The following is a 19,092-nucleotide window of genomic DNA, read 5'->3' on the forward strand; positions in this document are numbered from 1 at the left end:
TCGATAACGACTGATCGTGTGACACTCTTAGAAGCATTAAGTATGGCAGGTGACCTGACTATTTATGGTAAACGTGACCGCGTGGCGGTGATCCGTGAGACGGATGGTAAGCGTACTATTCTGTATCATGATCTTCGTTCGGCAGATTTGTTTCGCTCCCCCTGCTATTACCTGCAACAGAATGATATCGTCTATGTAGAACCGAACAGGGCTAAGATCGGCCAGAGTGAAATTAACCAGAATAATTCAGTTGGAGTATGGCTGTCTGCTATATCTGTCCTCACTTCAATTGTTTCTATTATTATTGTATCCAGAAAATAAGCTGTTTTAACGTGGAACAACAAACGAATATCAACAACCCGATTCAGGAAGAGCAGGAACTCTCCTTAAGTGATTTGTTTTTTTTACTTCGAGCCAACTGGAAATGGTTTGCTTTATCAATTTTGCTTTGTCTTAGTCTTGCTTATGTGTATATCAAAGCGACTCCGAAAGAATATGCTCGTTCGGCAACGGTATTGATCAAAGATAATTCCAAAGGAAGTGCCCCTATGGGGGAGTCTGCTATGTTTCAGGACTTCGGTATGTTTAATATCAAAAACAGTGTGGATAATGAAATGCTCGTGTTTCAGGCTAAACGTCTGATGCAGGATGTGGTTACACGCCTTGGACTGGATAAAAGCTATAAGATTCGTGACGGTCTGAAATTAGTTGAACTCTACACGCAGAGCCCCATCATGGTGCAATTTGCCGATGCCGATCATCCGAACAGGCTTGGTTTCTATATAACACCTGTCTCGCAAACGGAAGTACTCTTGTCTGACTTTACGGAAGACGGAGTAGGGGAAATGACGGTTGCGTTGAAGGATACGTTGGAAACGCCGGTGGGCAGATTACTTCTGACCCCTACCTTATATTATGGAGAAAAATACTACAATAAAACAATCCGTTTTGAGAAATTAGACATTCCGGAGCTCTCACTGAGTTATCAGAAAAAATTACAGGTAAGTTTGGCCAATAAGCTTTCAACCATAATCAATCTGAATCTGACCGACGAGTCTATCCCTCGTGCTGAGGATTTATTGAATACCCTGATCGCTATCTATAATGAAGACGCAATCAATGATAAAAATCAGATTGCCCGAAACACATCTGAGTTTATCAATGAACGTTTGATCATTATCGAAAAAGAATTAGGTTCGGTAGATGCCGACATTGAAACCTTTAAGCGGGAAAACCAATTGACGGATATTCATTCCGAGACGGGGATGTATCTGCAGGAGAGCAGTGCCTATAGCAAAGAAGCTCTTAGCTTAGAGAATCAGATCACATTAGCGAAATTCATCCGTGAGTACCTGACTGATCCTTCGAAAAACTCAGACTTGATTCCTTCGAATACGGGAGTTTCCGATGTGAATATCGAAAATCAGATCAGTGAATACAACGAACAATTACTTCGTCGTAATAAATTGATCAGTAACAGTAGCGACCGCAACCCGGTAGTGATGGATCTGAATAACTCCTTGAATGCAATGAAGCAAACCATTATCCGGGCTATAGATAATCTGATAGTCGGTTTGAATATTCAGATAAGGAATACGCAGGAGCGCGAAGCGCAGACTGTTCGCCGTATTACAGCCGTTCCTTCCCAACAAAAATACGTCCTATCTATCGAACGCCAGCAGAAGATCAAAGAAGAACTCTATCTGTATTTGCTGAATAAACGGGAGGAGAATGAATTGACGCAAGCCATAGCAGAGAGTAATGCCCGTATTATTGACCCTGCTACAGGCAGCAACAATCCTGTTGCTCCCCGTTCAATGATTATCTTATTGGCTGGGTTGATGATAGGTTGTATAATTCCGGCAGGTATTCTTTGGCTGAAAGAGACCATGAACACGACAATTCGTAACCGTAAAGAGGTGCAAGACTCCGTTTCGATGCCTTTCTTGGGTGAAATACCCGCAAGAGAGAAGAAAAACCGTAAAGACGAAATATTAGTACACAAGAATGGTCGTGATAGTGTTTCAGAAGCATTCCGTATCATCCGTACGAATATGGACTTTATGCGTGTGAAGAAAAAAGATATGAAGGTAATCACTCTTACCTCCGCTTTCCCCGGATCGGGTAAGACCTTTATCTCAATTAACCTTGGGATGAGTTTTGCACTAACCGGAAAGAAGGTAATCCTGGTTGACTTAGACATCTGTAAAGGAACATTGAGTGAGCGTATCCGTAAAACTCCGCAAGGTGTTACCACTTATCTATCCGGACAAACGGATTCGATTGACGATCTAATTAATAAAAGTGGATTGGATGATAATCTGGATATGATATCAGTAGGTCCCGTTCCACCGAACCCTGCGGAATTGCTATTAAGTGAACGTTTAGACGTGCTCATTGCCGAACTACGCGAACGCTACGACTATGTAATCTTAGACAACGTTCCTTCGCTGCAGATCGCAGACGCGCATATTGTAAATCGGGTAGTGGACTTGACAATCTATGTTTTACGCGCAGGCCGTTTCCCTCGCCGCATGCTCCCAGAGCTGGAACAGCTCTACAGAGAACAAAAATTCAATAATATGTCGATCCTGTTGAATGGTGTTGACTATACCAAAGGAAGCTACGGCTATGGTTACGGTTACGGGTATGGATATGGATATGGTAATGAAAGTAAGAAATAATAGTTTTTGAGAATAAAAGAAGAAACGTATCTTTGCGTCTGTACAAGAATGAAAAATGAAGAAGAAAAAATCATTATTTTATCGCTTTTCAGCCAAACGATCGTTTCTTGAAACTGATCTTTTATCCGGATTTACAGATATCCATTCTCATTATCTGCCGGGAGTAGATGATGGATTTCAGACAAAAGAAGATGCAATCAATGCGCTTGACGCTATGATTGATGTGGGGGTGAAACGCGTCTATTTAACTCCTCATGTAATGGCTGATCTTCCGGAAAACTATCCGGATTTTTTGAAAGAGCGTTTTCTTAATTTTCAACAGGATGCTCCGAAAGGTGTTGAGTTACGCTTAGCTGCGGAGTATATGCTTGATGCTGATTTTTTTAAACAGAAACAGGCGGGTTTGCTTCCTATTGGAAAGAACTATATTCTTATTGAAATGTCGTATATGTATCCTTCTCCTGAGTTGATTAATATCATTTATGACTTACAGGTGACCGGTTTTGTTCCGTTGTTAGCTCATCCGGAACGTTATTTGTTTATGGATGAAGGTCAATACAAAATGTTGAAAGAAAAAGGGTGTAAATATCAATTAAATTTAATGTCGCTTTCCAGACAGTATGGTGAGCGGGTATTTGATACTGCTTGGTATCTTTTGCAGCATGGTATGTATGATTTTGTTGGAACAGATATACACCAGTTACGAGTGTTTCTACATAATATGACCCACCTCAAGTTAACAACAAAAGAACAAGATTTATTATATAACCTTATTCGTCAAAACGAAAGGTTGTGGTGAAAGAGATAAATTATTTTTTTATCTTTGTGGGCATTTAGAAAGTGTAACACTAAAATAAGATTAAAAGTATGGAAATTGTAAAAGTAACAGGTAGAGAGATCTTAGATTCTCGTGGAAATCCTACTGTTGAGGTAGATGTTGTTTTGGCTTCTGGTGTAATCGGACGTGCTGCTGTACCATCTGGCGCTTCAACAGGAGAAAATGAAGCAATCGAATTGCGCGACGGAGATAAAGGACGCTACTTGGGTAAGGGTGTTCAGAAAGCTGTTGCTAATGTTAATGATGTAATTGCTCCTGCTCTGATTGGTATGAGTGCATTGGAACAACGTGCAATCGACTTGAAGATGATCGCTCTTGATGGAACGAAAACAAAATCTAAATTAGGAGCTAACGCCATTTTAGGTGTTTCTTTGGCTGTTGCTAAAGCTGCTGCTATCTATTTGGATCAACCTCTATACAGATATATCGGTGGAACAAATACGTATGTATTGCCTGTTCCGATGATGAATATTATTAATGGTGGATCTCACTCTGATGCTCCTATTGCATTCCAGGAATTTATGATCCGTCCGGTTGGTGCTCCTTCTTTCCGTGAAGGTTTGAGAATGGGTGCTGAAGTTTTTCATTCATTGAAAAAAGTGCTTCATGACAGAGGTTTAAGTACTGCAGTTGGTGACGAAGGCGGTTTCGCTCCTACTTTGAAAGGGACTGAAGATGCTTTGGAATCTATCCTTAAAGCGGTAGAATTGGCCGGTTACAAACCAGGAAAAGACGTAACGATTGCATTAGACTGTGCTTCTTCTGAATTTTACAAGGATGGTGTATATGACTATTCAAAATTCGAAGGTCCTAATGGCGCAAAACGTACTTCTGCAGAACAGGCAGACTTCCTTGCTGAATTAGTAAGCAAGTATCCTATCGATTCAATCGAAGATGGTATGAGCGAAGGAGACTGGGATGGTTGGAAAGTGCTTACGGATAAGATCGGTAGCAAATGTCAATTAGTTGGTGATGACTTGTTCGTAACTAACGTTGAATACTTGAAGAAAGGTATCGAATTAGGTTGTGCTAACTCAATCTTGATTAAAGTAAATCAGATTGGTACATTAAGCGAAACTTTGGATGCAATTGAAATGGCACACCGCCACGGTTATACTTCTGTAACCTCTCACCGCTCAGGTGAAACAGAAGATGCTACTATTGCTGATATTGCTGTAGCAACTAATTCAGGTCAGATTAAGACCGGTTCATTGAGCCGTTCAGACCGTATGGCTAAATATAATCAATTGCTTCGCATCGAAGAAGAATTGGGTGATTTGGCTGTGTATGGTTATAAGAGGGTAAAGTAAGAATAGCTTACTAAATAAGTTTAAGCAGTTGTGTCTATAGATGCAACTGCTTTTTTTTGATTGATTTTCAAGGACTAAAAAATGCGCTGTTTTAGGTGGTAATCAAAGCATGTTTCTCTTCATTTTGCACCGGATTTTACAATAATTCTCCCGTATTTCCATCAGGTCTGTTTCAGTACAAGAAGTAATCTGCTTCATCTTCCTCTATTTTCTTATGAGTCTGTGTTTTTTTTATGAAATGTTTTGGAAGTTCGAAGAGATCGTCTATCTTTGCACTCGCAATCGGAAATTCGATGCTAAAGATCATAAATAAACAGATCTTTGACATACTGGCCCATTCGTCTATCGGTTAGGACGCAAGATTTTCATTCTTGAAAGAGGGGTTCGACTCCCCTATGGGCTACAATAAACAAAATTAAAGAATTAAAAAGAGGATAGCTTAAAATGGCAAATCATCAATCATCAATTAAGAGAATCAGACAAACTAACGCTCGTCGTTTGCACAACAGATATTATGCTAAGACTGCAAGAAATGCAGTAAAAGTATTACGTGCAACTGAAGATAAGGAAGCTGCAAAAGAGTTGTATCCTAAAGTTTGTGCTATGCTGGATAAGCTTGCTAAGAAGAATATTATTCATAAGAATAAAGCAGGTAATCTGAAATCGAAGTTGGCAAAGCACGTTAATCGTCTTGCTTAATATCAGATAAAAGGTATTTATATAAGCCGGACCATCTTTAAGCCCGGCTTTTTAATGCAAATTTGGCCCATTCGTCTATCGGTTAGGACGCAAGATTTTCATTCTTGAAAGAGGGGTTCGACTCCCCTATGGGCTACTAAACAGGAGAAGTGATTAAATTTATCGCTTTTCCTGTTTTTTTTGTTTTGAGATAATCCTATGTTTTTCTGATAGATGTAATACTGAATTAAAACTTTAAGCGCAATACCGTTGATGGATTGGTGTAGTTCTCCAAAACGCATTGCGCCATCCAATAGCACCCAGATAATTACGGGTTTCCATTTACCGCCAATTACATCAACGGATGAAAATATTGGACAAGCATCTTTATCAAATGGATTTTTTTTGTTTTTTTCTCCTGCATAATGCCCTTAAAACTAAAATTTAGACAAATTTGTCAATACTTGACAAATAGGTAACCACTTGATAAAAATATAGTATTGGTGTAAATTTGACAAATAAAAGCATTATAAAAATGAATAGAACAACCTTTTTCTTTATAAGACTGCCCGTAGCACTCTCGTTGTTGGGGCACGGGCTTGTCCGTCTGCCTAAATTGCGGATGTTTAGCGAATGGATGGTGGAAGCAATGGAAAAATCTTTTTTACCGTCTACATTGGTAACAGTATGGAGTTATGCTTTACCTTTTATTGAGCTTATACTCGGGGTATTGCTGCTGATTGGTTATAAAGCCAAGTATAGCATTTATGCAGGGTTGGCGCTAATGGGTGTGCTGATTTTTGGAAGTACGTCTGTAGAGGATTGGGGAGCAATAGAGGCACAGCTTATCCACTCTGTTTATCTTTTTGCCTTGTTGTGGTATGTGGAAAAGTATAGTTCTGGAATCCCAAACGATTTGAAACAATAAAAATATAAAAATATGAATAGGATTAAAATTAATAGTACAAATTTGGAAGTAAGCCGTATTAGTTTTGGCGGAAACGTATTCGGTTGGACATTGGACGAGCAGCGGTCATTTGAAATACTTGATGCATTTGCTGAGGCAGGTTTTAACTTTATAGATACTGCGGATACTTATTCTTGGTGGGTAAACGGAACAGGCGGACAGTCCGAAACCATTATCGGAAAATGGTTAAAAGAAAGAGGAAACCGTAACGATATGGTTATCGCAACCAAAGTAGGTTCGGAAACAAAGGAACATGGGTTTGACATCAGTAAAAAGCATATTCTGAAATCTGTTGACGAAAGCTTGCAACGTCTGCAAACGGATTATATCGATTTGTATTACACCCATTTTGACGATAATATAACGCCGATTGAGGAAACATTATCAGCGTATGATGAAATTGTAAAAGCAGGCAAAGTGCGTCACATTGCCGTTTCCAATGTTTCTCCCGAAAGATTTGTTAAATCCTTTGAAATAGCCGAACAGAACGGTTTTCCGAAATATGTTGCCCTGCAACCCCATTACAATTTATTGGAAAGAGAGAAATATGAAACGGACTATTTGCCGTTAGTTGAGAAATATAACCTTACCGTTTTTTCTTATTGGTCATTGGCGTCAGGTTTCCTTACAGGAAAATATCGTAGTGAAGCAGATTTTGGTAAAAGTGTGCGTGGCGGTGATGCTAAAAAATATCTGAATGAAAAAGGGTTGGGTGTATTAGCGGCATTGGATAAGATTGCAGAGAAACACAACACAAAACAGGCTACTGTTTCCCTTGCTTGGTTATTGGCACAACCACATATTGGTGCACCCATTGTAAGTGCGACAAGTAAAAGCCAGTTGGAAACTTTGTTTAATGCTCCGAATTTGAAATTGGATACAGAAGATTTGGAGTTGTTGGACGATGTAAGTAAATAAAGAAATCGGTCAACTGTTCGGGCTTTCTCTTTCTGTAATCCATAATATGACTTTTCGGAATAAAGCAACCTTCTGAGCGTGTAAATCCTTCTTTTGAAAAAGCTCGGTCTTCTTTTAGTTCCTTGCTGCTTTGCGCCGTTTTGCGGTCGCTATATCTTATAATCCAAAAAAATATATTATATTTGTTAGATTTTATCCAGATAAAAGATTATTACTGATTTTAAACCAAATTGACTCATGAGTGAAGAGATAAAGAATACGTCGGGAGAGTATTCCGCGGATAGTATTCAGGTACTTGAAGGGTTGGAAGCTGTTCGTAAAAGACCTGCCATGTATATTGGCGATATTAGCGAAAAGGGGCTTCATCATTTAGTATATGAGGTTGTTGACAATTCGATTGATGAAGCTTTAGCCGGTTTTTGTTCAACGATTAATGTTGTTATAGGAGAAGATAACTCAATCACTGTGTCTGATGACGGACGTGGTATTCCTGTAGATATTCATGAGAAGGAAGGTAAATCTGCTTTAGAGGTCGTATTGACTGTTTTGCATGCCGGAGGTAAATTTGATAAAGGAAGTTATAAGGTCTCAGGAGGTCTTCATGGTGTTGGTGTCTCTTGTGTGAATGCTCTTTCTACTTATCTGAAGGCCGAAGTGCATCGTAATGGCAAAATTCACATGCAGGAATTTTCTTGCGGAAAACCCCTTCACGATGTGCAGGTTGTTGGAGAGACAGATAAAACAGGAACCATTATCAGTTTTAAACCGGATAATACTATTTTTACTATTACTGAGTATAAATATGATATATTGGCCACCCGTTTGCGTGAATTAGCGTTTCTTAATGCTGGAATTACATTGAGATTAACCGACCAACGTGTAAAAAAGGAGGATGGAACTTATAAATCAGAAATATTCCGTTCAGAAGAAGGACTGAAAGAGTTTGTTCGTTACATTGACCGTGCGAAAGAAAAGTTAATAGCTGATGTTATCCATATCGTAACTGAGAAACAAGGAATCCCTGTAGAGGTTGCTTTGACATATAATACTTCTTATAATGAAAGTGTTTTCTCATACGTTAATGATATCAATACAATTGAAGGAGGTACTCATTTAGCCGGTTTCCGTCGTGGCTTAACCCGTACGTTGAAAAAATATGCTGAGGATTCGAAGTTATTAGAAAAGGCAAAAGTTGAGATACAGGGAGATGACTTCCGTGAAGGTTTAACAGCCGTTATCTCTATAAAAGTTGCCGAGCCTCAATTTGAAGGGCAGACGAAAACAAAGCTTGGAAACTCAGAGGTGACAGGTGCCGTAGATCAGGCAATCGGTGAAGCTCTTGGATATTATTTGGAAGAACACCCCAAGGAAGCAAAGATAATTGTTGATAAAGTAATTCTGGCTGCTCAGGCACGTCAGGCTGCACGCAAAGCACGTGAACTTGTACAGCGAAAATCTCCATTAACCGGAGGCGGTCTTCCTGGTAAATTAGCCGACTGTTCGTCGAAAGATGCTTCTATTTGTGAACTCTTCTTAGTCGAAGGGGACTCTGCAGGTGGAACGGCAAAACAAGGACGTGACAGAAACTTCCAGGCTATTCTTCCTCTAAGAGGAAAAATTCTGAATGTGGAGAAAGCGATGGATCATAAAATCTTTGAAAGTGAAGAGATTCAGAATATCTTCCGTGCTATGGGAGTAACGGTGGGTACAGAAGAAGATCCGAAAGCATTAAACTTAAGTAAGTTGCGCTATCACAAAGTGATAATCATGACCGATGCCGATGTGGATGGAAGCCACATTGCCACATTGATTCTTACATTCTTTTTCCGTCGTATGCGTGCCTTGATTGAGAATGGATATGTGTATTTGGCAACTCCGCCGCTATATCTTTGTAAGAAAGGAAAGGTTGAGGAGTATTGTTGGACAGAACAACAGCGTCAATCTTTTATTGATCGCTACGCTGCAGGAAATGAAAACCAGATACATACGCAACGTTATAAAGGTCTTGGGGAAATGAACGATCATCAATTATGGGATACAACCATGAACCCGGAAAATCGTACGCTCAAGCAGATAACAATAGATAATGCAGCTCAGGCTGATCTGATTTTCTCCATGTTGATGGGAGAGGAAGTAGGGCCGCGCCGCGAATTTATCGAAGAGAATGCAACTTATGCTAAGATAGACGCTTAAAAAAATAAATAGATGATGAGTAAGAAAGTCCGTCATCCGAATTTGGAAAACTTATTTCAGGAGGTTGATTCCTTTATACCGCAGACAAACAACTTGCAACCTCCTAAAGTAGGTATATCCTCCAATCGGAAAGATGGGCTTTCTTGTTTAGCAGAAACATATATTGAGTCTGTTCTAAAAGCCGGAGGCGTACCGGTTATGATTCCGGTAATTACAGATATTAACGCTTTATCTGTAATTGTAGATAGTATAGACGGGCTAATATTAAGTGGGGGCGGAGACTTAAGTCCGCTTTATGTTGGAGAGGAACCTATCCCATTATTGGATGAGGGAGATTTATTTCGGGATGAATATGATTTGATTCTATTAAGGTTGGCCGTGAATCGCCAATTACCTATTCTTGGTATTTGCAGAGGACATCAGGTTATTAATCTTGCATTCGGTGGAACCTTGTTTCAGGATATCTATTCTCAAAATAGTCAGCCTCTAATAAAGCATAGTCAGAAAATTGATCGTATATACCCTTCTCATTCAGTTCGTATAGAAGACGGAACCCATTTTCTCCGGAAGATTTATGGAGATACAAAATCTTTGTTGGTAAATTCTTTTCATCATCAATCAGTTAATATCGTAGCCCCTGAATTTCTTGCCGCCGCAACAGCTCCGGATGGAATCAATGAAGCGATCACTCATTCAGAGAAGCAAATTTACGGAGTACAATGGCATCCCGAAGCGATGGCCTCTGCAGATGATGAATCAATGCTTAAATTATTCTGTTTTTTTACGGAAGAAGCACGCGTGTTCAGGCAGGCAAAAGAATTACATGAGAAAATAATCACTGTTGATTCGCATACGGACACCCCGATGATTTTTCCCGGACATTTTGATATAGGAAAGAAAGAAGGAGGAAAGGTAAATCTTCCGTTCATGGAAGAGGGTAGGATTGACGCTACGTTTATGGTTGCCTATATACCTCAAGGGGCAAGAGATGATGAATCTTTACGAAGAGCTACAGCTTATGCTATAGAACGTTTGCAGGAAGTAAAACAGCAAGAGGAACTTAATGCATCTCGTATGGGAATTGCTTATACTGCCGCCGATATTGCCAACCTGAAAAAGCTCGGCAAAAAGGCCATTCTCTTAGGTGTTGAAAATGGCTATGCCGTAGGAAAGGAGATAGAGAACCTGCAACTGTTTAAAGACATAGGAGTGTCTTATATTACGTTGTGTCATAATGGAGCGAATGATATTTGCGACTCCGCACGCGGCGAGGCCGAATGGAACGGATTGAGTCCTTTTGGTAAAGATGTAGTTAAAGAAATGAACCGGTTGGGCATTATGATTGATTTGTCTCATGCCGCAGAAAGCACTTTTTATAATGTTTTAGAATTGAGTGAATTTCCGGTTATTGCCTCACATTCTTCCGTGAGAGCCTTGTGTGATCACCCAAGAAATCTGACAGACGACCAGATTAAGGCCATCGCTGCCCGTGATGGAGTCGTGCAGGTTTGTCTTTATGCCGGCTTTATTAATGAGGATGCCGAGAAAGCGTCCCTTAGTGATGCTATCAGACATATTGATCATATTGTTAATTTAGTAGGGATTGATTATGTCGGTATCGGATCGGACTTTGACGGTGATGGGGAGTTAATTGGCTGTCGATCGTCGAATGAGCTGATCAATATTACCGTACGATTGCTAAAAGCCGGATATTCGGAAAAAGAAATACAAAAATTATGGGGCGAAAATCTGTTACGGGTGATGACCCGGGTACAGGCCTGTTCAAATAAATAAAAAATATGAGGAAAATAGTCGTGCTATTTTTAGCATTCTCCTTTATGTCGTGTGGTCAGAGGCCGAAAAGTACAGAAGGAACGGTTGCTGCTGAAACAAAACAAACGTCAACTACTCAGACTCCTGATTTTAACGCCGATAGCGCATACCATTATGTTGCTACACAAGTTGCCTTCGGACCTCGTGTGCCAAATACAAAGGCTCATAAAGATTGCGGTCTGTACTTAGAGGCCGAACTTAAACGTTTCGGGGCATCGGTGTTTGTACAAGAAGCAATATTGGAAGCTTATGACGGCACAAAATTAGAAGCAAAGAATATAATAGGGTCGTATAATACGGATCAAAAACAACGAGTCCTGCTGTTTGCGCATTGGGATAGCCGTCCTTATGCCGATCGGGATCCTGATGAAGCCAATCATTATACACCGATCGACGGGGCTGATGATGGAGCAAGTGGAGTTGGTGTTTTATTAGAAATTGCACGCTTATTGCAACAAAATACTCCTGATCTCGGTATTGACATCATTTTCTTTGATGCGGAAGATTACGGCACACATCACAGCAAAGAAGAACGTACCCCTCATTCCTGGTGTTTGGGTTCGCAGTTTTGGGTTAAAAATCCGCATGTTCCCAACTATACGGCAGAGTATGGCATCCTGTTAGATATGGTGGGAAGTAAGAATGCACAATTTTACAAAGAAGGTCTTTCTCTGCAGTATGCTGCTCCTTTTGTTGAACGTATATGGACTACAGCAAGGGAACTGGGATATGGCAAATTCTTTATCAGTGCCAGAGGCATACCGGTTACGGATGATCATGAATATGTTATTAAAGGTCGTAACATCCCTTGTGTAGATATCATCAACAATGATCCGAACACGGATAAAGGCTTTGGTGACTACTGGCACACAATGAACGATAACATGGATATTATAAGTGCGGAAACTTTAAAAGCCGTAGGGCAGACTGTACTTGAAGTGATATACAATTAAAATAAAGACACGTAAAAGATGACGATTAACGAACAGCAGGATAACATCATCGAAGAGTTTGCTGTTTTCGATGACTGGATGGACAAATATGCCCTGCTCATAGACTTGGGTAATTCATTGCCCGACTTAGATGAAAAATATAAAACAGAAAGTAATCTGATTGAAGGTTGCCAGAGTCGGGTTTGGCTTCAGGCGGACTATGCCGATGGTATCATTACTTTTCAAGGAGAGAGTGATGCTGTGATTGTGAAAGGGATTGTTTCACTGCTTATTACAATCTTGTCAGGACATACCCCTAAAGAAATATTGGATGCAGATCTGTATTTTATTGAAAAAATTGGATTAAAAGAGCATTTGTCTCCCACACGCTCGAATGGCTTGGTGGCAATGGTGAAACAAATGCGTATGTACGCATTGGCCTTTCAGGTAAAAGGCTGACAGTAAACTTTAGAAATCAAAACTCAGTTGTTCAGGTAAGAGTGTGAATGTTTTGCGATGATAAGGCGTAATTCCTAAATTGCGAATTGCTTCACGGTGAACCTTCGTAGGATACCCTTTGTTCTCTTTCCAATGATAGCCCGGATATTTATTATCCAATTCATTCATATAATCATCACGATACGTTTTCGCTAAAACAGAGGCGGCGGCAATACTCATATATTTGCCATCGCCTTTTATGATTGTAGAATACGGTATTTTCGGATAGGGAGTAAATCGATTGCCGTCTATCAATAAATGTTCGGGACGTACAGATAGTTGATCAATAGCCCTGTGCATTGCCAGAAAAGAAGCCTTGAGAATATTTATTTTATCGATCTCTTCCGGAGTGACCATGCCGACAGCCCAGGAAAGTGCCTCTTTCTCGATAACCGGACGCAAAGCATAACGTTTCTTTTCGCTAAGTTGTTTGCTGTCGTTTAATAACTCATTCTGAAAATCCGGGGGGAGAATAACAGCAGCAGCAAACACAGCTCCTGCAAGACAGCCTCTTCCTGCCTCATCACATCCCGCTTCTATTAGTCCCTCATTCAGATACGGTAATAACATGAAACTAATTCTTTAGTATTCTCGGTCGCAAAATATAATATGCGATCAAAGTAGCAGTGGCTACTCCTAACGTGTTTGCAAGGAAATCAGTCCATTCCCCACCGCGATAGCTTGTGAGGTATTCCTGTGCGATTTCAATTCCGCCACTTAAAGCAATGGGGCAAAAGGTCGCTCCAATCCATGCGTGCATAAGACTTGTTGATTCACTTTGCCTATGGTTACGAAGAAATTCAAGCCAAAGCATACCCGATAGTCCGCCATACATGCAAAAATGAACTACCTTATCAAAATTAGGGAAAAGAGGTATCCCCAATGACGGAGGTTGGAAAAAAGATAAATAGATTACCGTTGCGATGATAAATAATGAGAAAGGATACTTCTTTAAGTAATAGAACATTGTCTTTGGATTAAAACATTTTTCGAACTCGGTCTATACCTTCTATTAACGTATTAATTTCGTTTTTAGTATTATAGAGCGCGAAAGAAGCACGAACAGTACCCTCAATACCCAAAGCATGCATTAATGGTTCTGCGCAATGATGCCCTGTTCTGACGGCAATACCCAAACGGTCTAAGATCATTCCCATGTCATAATGATGGATATTTCCCACTAAGAAAGAAATGACACAACTCTTGTGGTCAGACTCACCGAATATCCGCATTCCTTCTATTTCCATCAGACGTGTTGTCGCATATTCCAACAATTCATTCTCGTAATTGGCAATATGTGTTATTCCTAATCTGTTTACGTAGTTCAACGCTTCGGCTAAAGCCGTACTGCCGATATAATCCGGAGTTCCTGCTTCAAACTTAAATGGCAGCTCGTTAAACACTGTTTTCTCAAAAGAAACGGAGGCAATCATTTCCCCCCCTCCCTGATAAGGAGGAAGCTTGTCTAACCACTCTTCTTTTCCATAAAGAACCCCGATACCGGTCGGCCCGTAAATCTTATGTCCCGAAAAAACGTAAAAATCTACATCTAAATCCTGAACATCCACTTTGATATGAGGAACCGCCTGTGCCCCGTCCAACAAGACAGGGATACCTCTTTTATGTGCTTCTTCTATGATTTCGCGAACAGGATTAACCGTGCCCAATACATTGGATACATGAGCGAGAGACACCAATTTAGTCCGTTCGCTGAAAAGCGCTTTGTAAGTATCCATACACAAATCGCCCTTAGAAGTAATCGGAATCACTTTCAATGCGATATTCTTCCTTGCTGCCTGAATTTGCCACGGAACGATGTTGGAATGATGCTCCATAGCGGACACAATCACCTCGTCTCCCGCTTCCATGAACTCATCCGAAAAAGAAGAAGCGATCAGATTGATAGCCTCAGTTGTTCCGCGCGTAAAAATAATTTCATTGGATGAATGAGCATTAAGAAAAGTCTGAACTGTTTTTCTCGCCTCTTCATGCGCTTCAGTCGCTTTCTGGCTGAGATAATGAACCCCACGGTGAATATTTGCATTCAGCGTATAATACCCCTGTTCGATTTTCTCAACCACACAACGGGGCTTCTGCGTCGTAGCGCCATTGTCCAAATAAACAAGCGGCTTATTATATATCGTCTCTCCCAGAATAGGAAAATCTTTTCGTATCGTATCTATATCAAACATCGTATGTCTCATTGTAATATAACAAGAACAAAGATACGATGTTTACAATAATTTAGACCTACCTCTAATTTGTTTTTGAGGTAGGTCTAAATTAAATTAGAGGTAGGTCTAAATTCGAAAACATAGGGCATCGTGACTTATCCACCCATTTGATTGAAAAATCAATAGTATAAAGAAGGAGGAATAGACTCTGCGCTGTTTCCCCATGTTTTATTCGGAGTGTCTCCCATAACAAAAGAAAGCTCACCACCATTCATAATATCTTTGTGGAGGATATAACTTTTGTTGTATTCTTTTCCGTTTAGTTGTGCTGACTGAATATAGATATTTTTATCGGATGCCCCTTTTGCTCGGATTGTAAAGATTTTCCCATTTTCTAAAGTAATCACACTCTCTTCAAAGGTGGGACTGCCGATAACATAATACGGCATTCCCGGACATAGAGGATAGAAACCTATCATGCTGAATACTAACCAGGCCGACATCTGTCCTGCGTCTTCATTCCCACAATGTCCGTCGGGGGTAGTGAAATATTCCGTGTTGATAATGTCGTGAACCCATTTTTGCGTTTTCCAGGGCTCGCCGGCATAAGCATACAAGTAAGAAATATGGTGTCCGGGTTCGTTTCCGTGCCAGTAATAACTGTCTTCAAAGAAAGTGTCTAACCGGCTTATGAACCGCTCTTTCCCACCTATTTGATCAATCAGTCCGGCTACATCCTGAGGTACATACCACGTATAGTGATAAGGGGTTCCTTCACAGATAAAAGAAACAAACTTGTTGGGATCGAAATCCTTAAACCAACTTCCATCCGCATACCTTCCGCGCGCGTAACCCGTCTCCGTATCAATTACATTCCGGTAATTCTGCGCCCGCTTAATAAGTAATTCGTAGTCATCCATCTTACCAAGCTTTTTCGCTACCTGAGCAAGAACAAAATCATCATAAGCATATTCCAACGTACGCGATACCTGTTCCCGTTTATGAAAGGCATCCAACACCTCATCTTCCAAAGGAATGTAATTGTATTTCAGATAAGACGCCATTGCCCGGCGACCTTTTCCATCCTTATAACTGACAGAATCCATATTAATTTCAAAAGCGTTTTTACGCATGGCGTTGTAGGCCTTCTCATAATCAAAATCCGGAATGTTCTTTATGATCGCGTCTCCCAACATTGAAGTACAATGATCGCCTATCATAGCTGCCGTGTAACTGTTCCACGAAGGAAAGATAGGCAACCAACCGCCCTGTTCGGCTTTAAGAACTAATGAGTTTGCCATTTCTCCATTCCGTTTCGGATCCAGAATCGTGAAAAGCGGATGCACGGCGCGATACGTATCCCATTGCGAAAAATCACAATAATAAGTTGAACCGTTTGTTTTCAGAATCTCCTTTCCTGTATCAAAACGAGGATACGAACCGTCCACATCACTGAACGTGCGAGGCAGAAATCGGGTACTGTATAACGCTGTGTAGAATTTTGTCTTTTGTTCTTCCGTACCTCCTTTAACGATCACTTTGCCGAGTGTCTCGTTCCAAACGGCAGAAGACTCCTTTCTGACCTGCTCAAAGTCCTTTGTGCCTATTTCCGCCTGCAGATTTTCTAAAGCATGCTCCACATTCGTAAAAGACGTAGCCACCTTGACCTGAATATCCTTCGCATCGGAAGCCAATTTTACCCAACCGCCAACACCGGTCTTATTCCCTCTGATCTCTTTCGTTCCTTCATGCAACGTATCACCTTCCCAGACGCCAAAGCCTTCGAAATCATCCTCAAACCGGATCACAAAATGTCCGCTAAAGCCTGTTTCCATCCCCCAGCCCTGATAAATACGATGAACAGGATTATACCCCGTGATCTCTTTCTTCTCAACATCGATAGACAAATAACCTAAACCTTCATCACTATTTGGCTCAATCACAATGAACCGATCCCCTTCGCCCGTAAACGAAAAACGCATAATGGCCGAGCGAGACAAACCAGTCAGTTCACTTTCAATTTTATAATCATCCAGAAAAACACGATAATAAGAAGGCGTGGCAACTTCCCGTTCATGACTAAACGCAGAAGAACGCTCCTTCACATCAGTCTTCAGTTGACCGCACAAAGGCATAATCGTCACACTCCCATAATCCTGCGTACAAGACCCATTCATCCAATGGCTCGCCCTGAAGCCCTGAATCCGATCCTGAAAATAATAATAAGGAGGATGACACTTTTGTTCCGTTTCCTGCGTCTGCGCCACCCAATTCGTCATCCCATGCGGCACGCCAACCGCCGGCATCACCTGCCCCCTCTCTTCCGTAGAATTATGATCCTTCCCCTCAACAACACGAATATCCGTGCCGATCAATGGATTGACGTATGTTTCGGGGTGGTATGTTTGGTTGTTGCAACCTCCTAAGAAGAATAGAATAATAGGAAGAATTATTAGTATGTGTCTTTTCATGGATTTGTTATTTAATTATAGGATAAAGATAAAAAGACAGGTTGAATAATTCCTTTATAATGAGGATTATTCAACCTGTGCTCTTTAATGGATTTGATTATTTATCAATAATTTGATAGTCATTTTGAGTCAATTCCGGATTTACATCTATTTGTTTCTGTGGAATTGGGCAGATTAAGTTACTTTCGTTCAACTTAAAACCTTTTGATGTCATCACTTCTACTGCTCTGCCGGTTCTGATTAAATCAAACCAACGATGTCCTTCGAATGCTAATTCAACGCGACGTTCATGCTCTACTTTTAAGAAAAATTCATCTTTACTTGTTGTTTTGATGTCAACAGGTGATACTTCATTTGTTTGATAACCGAAGCCGCGTCTTCTGACCTGATTTAAATAATCACATGCCAATGCTGTTTTTCCATTTTGATTTAATGCTTCTGCATACATTAACAAAACACCAGCATAACGAATAACAGGGAAGTTGTTATTTGCATCGCCATCTTTATAAGGCGTATCAAAGTATTTTTTTACATATCTTGAATCTACCCAGGCACCATCTTTTCTGTTGTCATTATAACCTAATGCTACAGAAAAATCTCTTCGTAAATCACCTTCTTCATAGGCATTGTAGATGTCCATCTCCGGTACATTATTTCCTGATGTACCTCCAACTGAAACAACATTTGTTCCTGAATTCTCCGGTGCGAAGTTGTTTGGGAAATTACTACCTTCGCTATATCCTCCTTTTTTGAATTGAACGTCGAAAACAGATTCTTTATGATTATGATTTTCTGCACTAAAAACTTTGGCATATCCAGCATTGTTGAGAGAACCTGCTTCATTCTCTAAAAGAGAATATGTTGCACTGTTTATGACTTCTGCTAATTTATTTTCTGCTTCCGTGTATTTCTTTAATGTCATATATACATCGCCTAATAATGCTTTTGCTGCTCCTTTTGTTGCCCGGCCAATATCGGAATCTTTTGAATAGCTTTCTGGCAAAGCTTCAGCTTCGGACAAGTCTGCAATAATTTGATTATATACATTTTCTTTTGATTCTCTTTTATAAGTGTATGCTTCAGAAATAGATATCTCTTTAGTCACTAAAGGCACATCCCCAAAAACACGAACTAAATTGAAATACATCAGACCACGAATGAACTTACATTCTAATTTATAACGATCACGTAAGGTATTATCCATCTCTATCTGGTCTATACGACCGATAACTGTATTAGCGCGATTAATCGCTTCATAACTTTTGTTCCAAAGGTTTGCCAGACTTGGATTGGTCGTACGGATATAATATTTATCAAACTCGTCTTGATCTGTTACAGACCCTGATAGCTGGTTTCTTGTGTTATCCGAAGGGATCTCGGAAAAGATATACCAACTTCCATATAGATTTCCTTCTTGCAAAGTTGAATAAACACCATTTACGGCTCCATCAAATTGCTCTGCTGTCTTATAATAATCTTCTACAGATAACTCCGTTTTTGGTTTTAGATCCAAAAAATCACTACATGAAGATAATAGTATAACACAACTACTAAGTAATACTATTTTATTGAATGGTTTCATAATTTTCTACTTAA

16 protein-coding genes, 2 tRNA genes and 1 pseudogene are annotated in these 19,092 nt (G+C 40.2%); 13 read left to right on the forward strand and 6 right to left on the reverse strand.

Annotated features, from left to right (window positions below):
* The 7 genes and pseudogenes from PHT93_RS07025 to PHT93_RS07055 all read left to right on the forward strand — a co-directional run.
* Window positions 1-321: pseudogene (locus PHT93_RS07025) on the forward strand (polysaccharide export protein); the annotation flags it as partial.
* Between the two features lie 11 nt (window positions 322-332).
* The gene (locus tag PHT93_RS07030) at window positions 333-2,684 is read left to right on the forward strand and encodes a tyrosine-protein kinase family protein (RefSeq protein ID WP_300241130.1); all 2,352 of its coding nucleotides are present in this window, start codon (window positions 333-335) and stop codon (window positions 2,682-2,684) included.
* A gap of 55 nt (window positions 2,685-2,739) precedes the next feature.
* Window positions 2,740-3,483, forward strand: a complete 744-nt coding sequence (locus PHT93_RS07035) for a CpsB/CapC family capsule biosynthesis tyrosine phosphatase (protein WP_300241132.1) — start codon at window positions 2,740-2,742, stop codon at window positions 3,481-3,483.
* A gap of 68 nt (window positions 3,484-3,551) precedes the next feature.
* Window positions 3,552-4,832 carry a phosphopyruvate hydratase gene (gene eno, locus PHT93_RS07040; protein ID WP_300241134.1) on the forward strand — a complete coding sequence of 427 codons (1,281 nt, stop codon included), beginning with the start codon at window positions 3,552-3,554 and terminating at the stop codon, window positions 4,830-4,832.
* A 331-nt stretch (window positions 4,833-5,163) separates the two neighbouring features.
* A tRNA-Glu gene (locus PHT93_RS07045) sits at window positions 5,164-5,235 on the forward strand.
* A 41-nt stretch (window positions 5,236-5,276) separates the two neighbouring features.
* Window positions 5,277-5,531, forward strand: coding sequence for a 30S ribosomal protein S20 (gene rpsT, locus PHT93_RS07050; protein WP_300241136.1), 255 nt, complete (start codon window positions 5,277-5,279; stop codon window positions 5,529-5,531).
* Between the two features lie 64 nt (window positions 5,532-5,595).
* A tRNA-Glu gene (locus PHT93_RS07055) sits at window positions 5,596-5,667 on the forward strand.
* Here PHT93_RS07055 and PHT93_RS15160 read toward each other — a convergent pair.
* Window positions 5,630-5,884, reverse strand: coding sequence for a winged helix-turn-helix transcriptional regulator (locus PHT93_RS15160; RefSeq protein ID WP_363318632.1), 255 nt, complete (start codon window positions 5,882-5,884; stop codon window positions 5,630-5,632). The genes PHT93_RS07055 and PHT93_RS15160 overlap by 38 nt on opposite strands.
* Window positions 5,885-6,045: 161 nt before the next feature.
* On the opposite strand from PHT93_RS15160, the gene PHT93_RS07060 reads away from it, so the two are divergent.
* The 6 genes from PHT93_RS07060 (at window position 6,046) to PHT93_RS07085 (ending at window position 12,812) form a co-directional block, all read left to right on the forward strand.
* Window positions 6,046-6,438: a MauE/DoxX family redox-associated membrane protein gene (locus PHT93_RS07060; RefSeq protein ID WP_300241138.1), complete on the forward strand. Its 393-nt coding sequence runs from the start codon at window positions 6,046-6,048 to the stop codon at window positions 6,436-6,438.
* 12 nt (window positions 6,439-6,450) lie between these two features.
* Window positions 6,451-7,395 (forward strand): aldo/keto reductase, encoded by a 945-nt coding sequence (locus tag PHT93_RS07065; RefSeq protein ID WP_300241140.1) that lies wholly within the window; start codon window positions 6,451-6,453, stop codon window positions 7,393-7,395.
* A gap of 237 nt (window positions 7,396-7,632) precedes the next feature.
* Window positions 7,633-9,588, forward strand: a complete 1,956-nt coding sequence (gene gyrB, locus PHT93_RS07070; RefSeq protein WP_300241143.1) for a DNA topoisomerase (ATP-hydrolyzing) subunit B — start codon at window positions 7,633-7,635, stop codon at window positions 9,586-9,588.
* A gap of 15 nt (window positions 9,589-9,603) precedes the next feature.
* Window positions 9,604-11,382: a gamma-glutamyl-gamma-aminobutyrate hydrolase family protein gene (locus PHT93_RS07075; RefSeq protein WP_300241222.1), complete on the forward strand. Its 1,779-nt coding sequence runs from the start codon at window positions 9,604-9,606 to the stop codon at window positions 11,380-11,382.
* A gap of 5 nt (window positions 11,383-11,387) precedes the next feature.
* Window positions 11,388-12,374 carry a M28 family peptidase gene (locus tag PHT93_RS07080; RefSeq protein WP_300241145.1) on the forward strand — a complete coding sequence of 329 codons (987 nt, stop codon included), beginning with the start codon at window positions 11,388-11,390 and terminating at the stop codon, window positions 12,372-12,374.
* A gap of 18 nt (window positions 12,375-12,392) precedes the next feature.
* On the forward strand, window positions 12,393-12,812 hold the full coding sequence (locus PHT93_RS07085) for a SufE family protein (RefSeq protein ID WP_300241147.1): 420 nt from the start codon (window positions 12,393-12,395) through the stop codon (window positions 12,810-12,812).
* 9 nt (window positions 12,813-12,821) lie between these two features.
* On the opposite strand, the gene PHT93_RS07090 is transcribed toward PHT93_RS07085, so the two are convergent.
* The 5 genes from PHT93_RS07090 to PHT93_RS07110 form a co-directional block, all read right to left on the reverse strand.
* Entirely contained in the window at window positions 12,822-13,421 is a 600-nt protein-coding gene (locus PHT93_RS07090) for a ribonuclease HII (protein ID WP_300241149.1), read from the reverse strand.
* 4 nt (window positions 13,422-13,425) lie between these two features.
* Window positions 13,426-13,818 carry a VanZ family protein gene (locus tag PHT93_RS07095; RefSeq protein WP_300241151.1) on the reverse strand — a complete coding sequence of 131 codons (393 nt, stop codon included), beginning with the start codon at window positions 13,816-13,818 and terminating at the stop codon, window positions 13,426-13,428.
* A 10-nt stretch (window positions 13,819-13,828) separates the two neighbouring features.
* Window positions 13,829-15,043, reverse strand: a complete 1,215-nt coding sequence (locus PHT93_RS07100) for a cysteine desulfurase (protein WP_300241153.1) — start codon at window positions 15,041-15,043, stop codon at window positions 13,829-13,831.
* Window positions 15,044-15,204: 161 nt separating this feature from the next.
* Complete coding sequence (locus PHT93_RS07105) at window positions 15,205-17,496, reverse strand: GH92 family glycosyl hydrolase (protein WP_300241155.1); 2,292 nt, start codon at window positions 17,494-17,496, stop codon at window positions 15,205-15,207.
* A gap of 97 nt (window positions 17,497-17,593) precedes the next feature.
* A complete protein-coding gene (locus PHT93_RS07110) occupies window positions 17,594-19,078 on the reverse strand; it encodes a RagB/SusD family nutrient uptake outer membrane protein (RefSeq protein WP_300241158.1) in 1,485 nt (494 codons plus the stop codon).
* Between the last annotated feature and the right edge of the window lie 14 nt (window positions 19,079-19,092).

This window comes from Massilibacteroides sp., assembly GCF_028705895.1.
In the GTDB taxonomy this organism is placed as follows: Bacteria; Bacteroidota; Bacteroidia; order Bacteroidales; family Tannerellaceae; genus Massilibacteroides.

Excerpts from the sequence above, each read along its gene's own strand:
- PHT93_RS07090 (WP_300241149.1), bottom strand. The coding sequence starts at position 13,421 with ATGTTATTACCGTATCTGAATGAGGGACTAATAGAAGCGGGATGTGAT.
- PHT93_RS07085 (WP_300241147.1), top strand. The coding sequence starts at position 12,393 with ATGACGATTAACGAACAGCAGGATAACATCATCGAAGAGTTTGCTGTT.
- PHT93_RS07075 (WP_300241222.1), top strand. The coding sequence starts at position 9,604 with ATGAGTAAGAAAGTCCGTCATCCGAATTTGGAAAACTTATTTCAGGAG.
- PHT93_RS07110 (WP_300241158.1), bottom strand. The coding sequence starts at position 19,078 with ATGAAACCATTCAATAAAATAGTATTACTTAGTAGTTGTGTTATACTA.
- eno (WP_300241134.1), top strand. The coding sequence starts at position 3,552 with ATGGAAATTGTAAAAGTAACAGGTAGAGAGATCTTAGATTCTCGTGGA.
- PHT93_RS07035 (WP_300241132.1), top strand. The coding sequence starts at position 2,740 with ATGAAGAAGAAAAAATCATTATTTTATCGCTTTTCAGCCAAACGATCG.
- rpsT (WP_300241136.1), top strand. The coding sequence starts at position 5,277 with ATGGCAAATCATCAATCATCAATTAAGAGAATCAGACAAACTAACGCT.
- gyrB (WP_300241143.1), top strand. The coding sequence starts at position 7,633 with ATGAGTGAAGAGATAAAGAATACGTCGGGAGAGTATTCCGCGGATAGT.
- PHT93_RS07100 (WP_300241153.1), bottom strand. The coding sequence starts at position 15,043 with ATGTTTGATATAGATACGATACGAAAAGATTTTCCTATTCTGGGAGAG.
- PHT93_RS07060 (WP_300241138.1), top strand. The coding sequence starts at position 6,046 with ATGAATAGAACAACCTTTTTCTTTATAAGACTGCCCGTAGCACTCTCG.
- PHT93_RS07105 (WP_300241155.1), bottom strand. The coding sequence starts at position 17,496 with ATGAAAAGACACATACTAATAATTCTTCCTATTATTCTATTCTTCTTA.
- PHT93_RS07065 (WP_300241140.1), top strand. The coding sequence starts at position 6,451 with ATGAATAGGATTAAAATTAATAGTACAAATTTGGAAGTAAGCCGTATT.
- PHT93_RS07095 (WP_300241151.1), bottom strand. The coding sequence starts at position 13,818 with ATGTTCTATTACTTAAAGAAGTATCCTTTCTCATTATTTATCATCGCA.
- PHT93_RS07080 (WP_300241145.1), top strand. The coding sequence starts at position 11,388 with ATGAGGAAAATAGTCGTGCTATTTTTAGCATTCTCCTTTATGTCGTGT.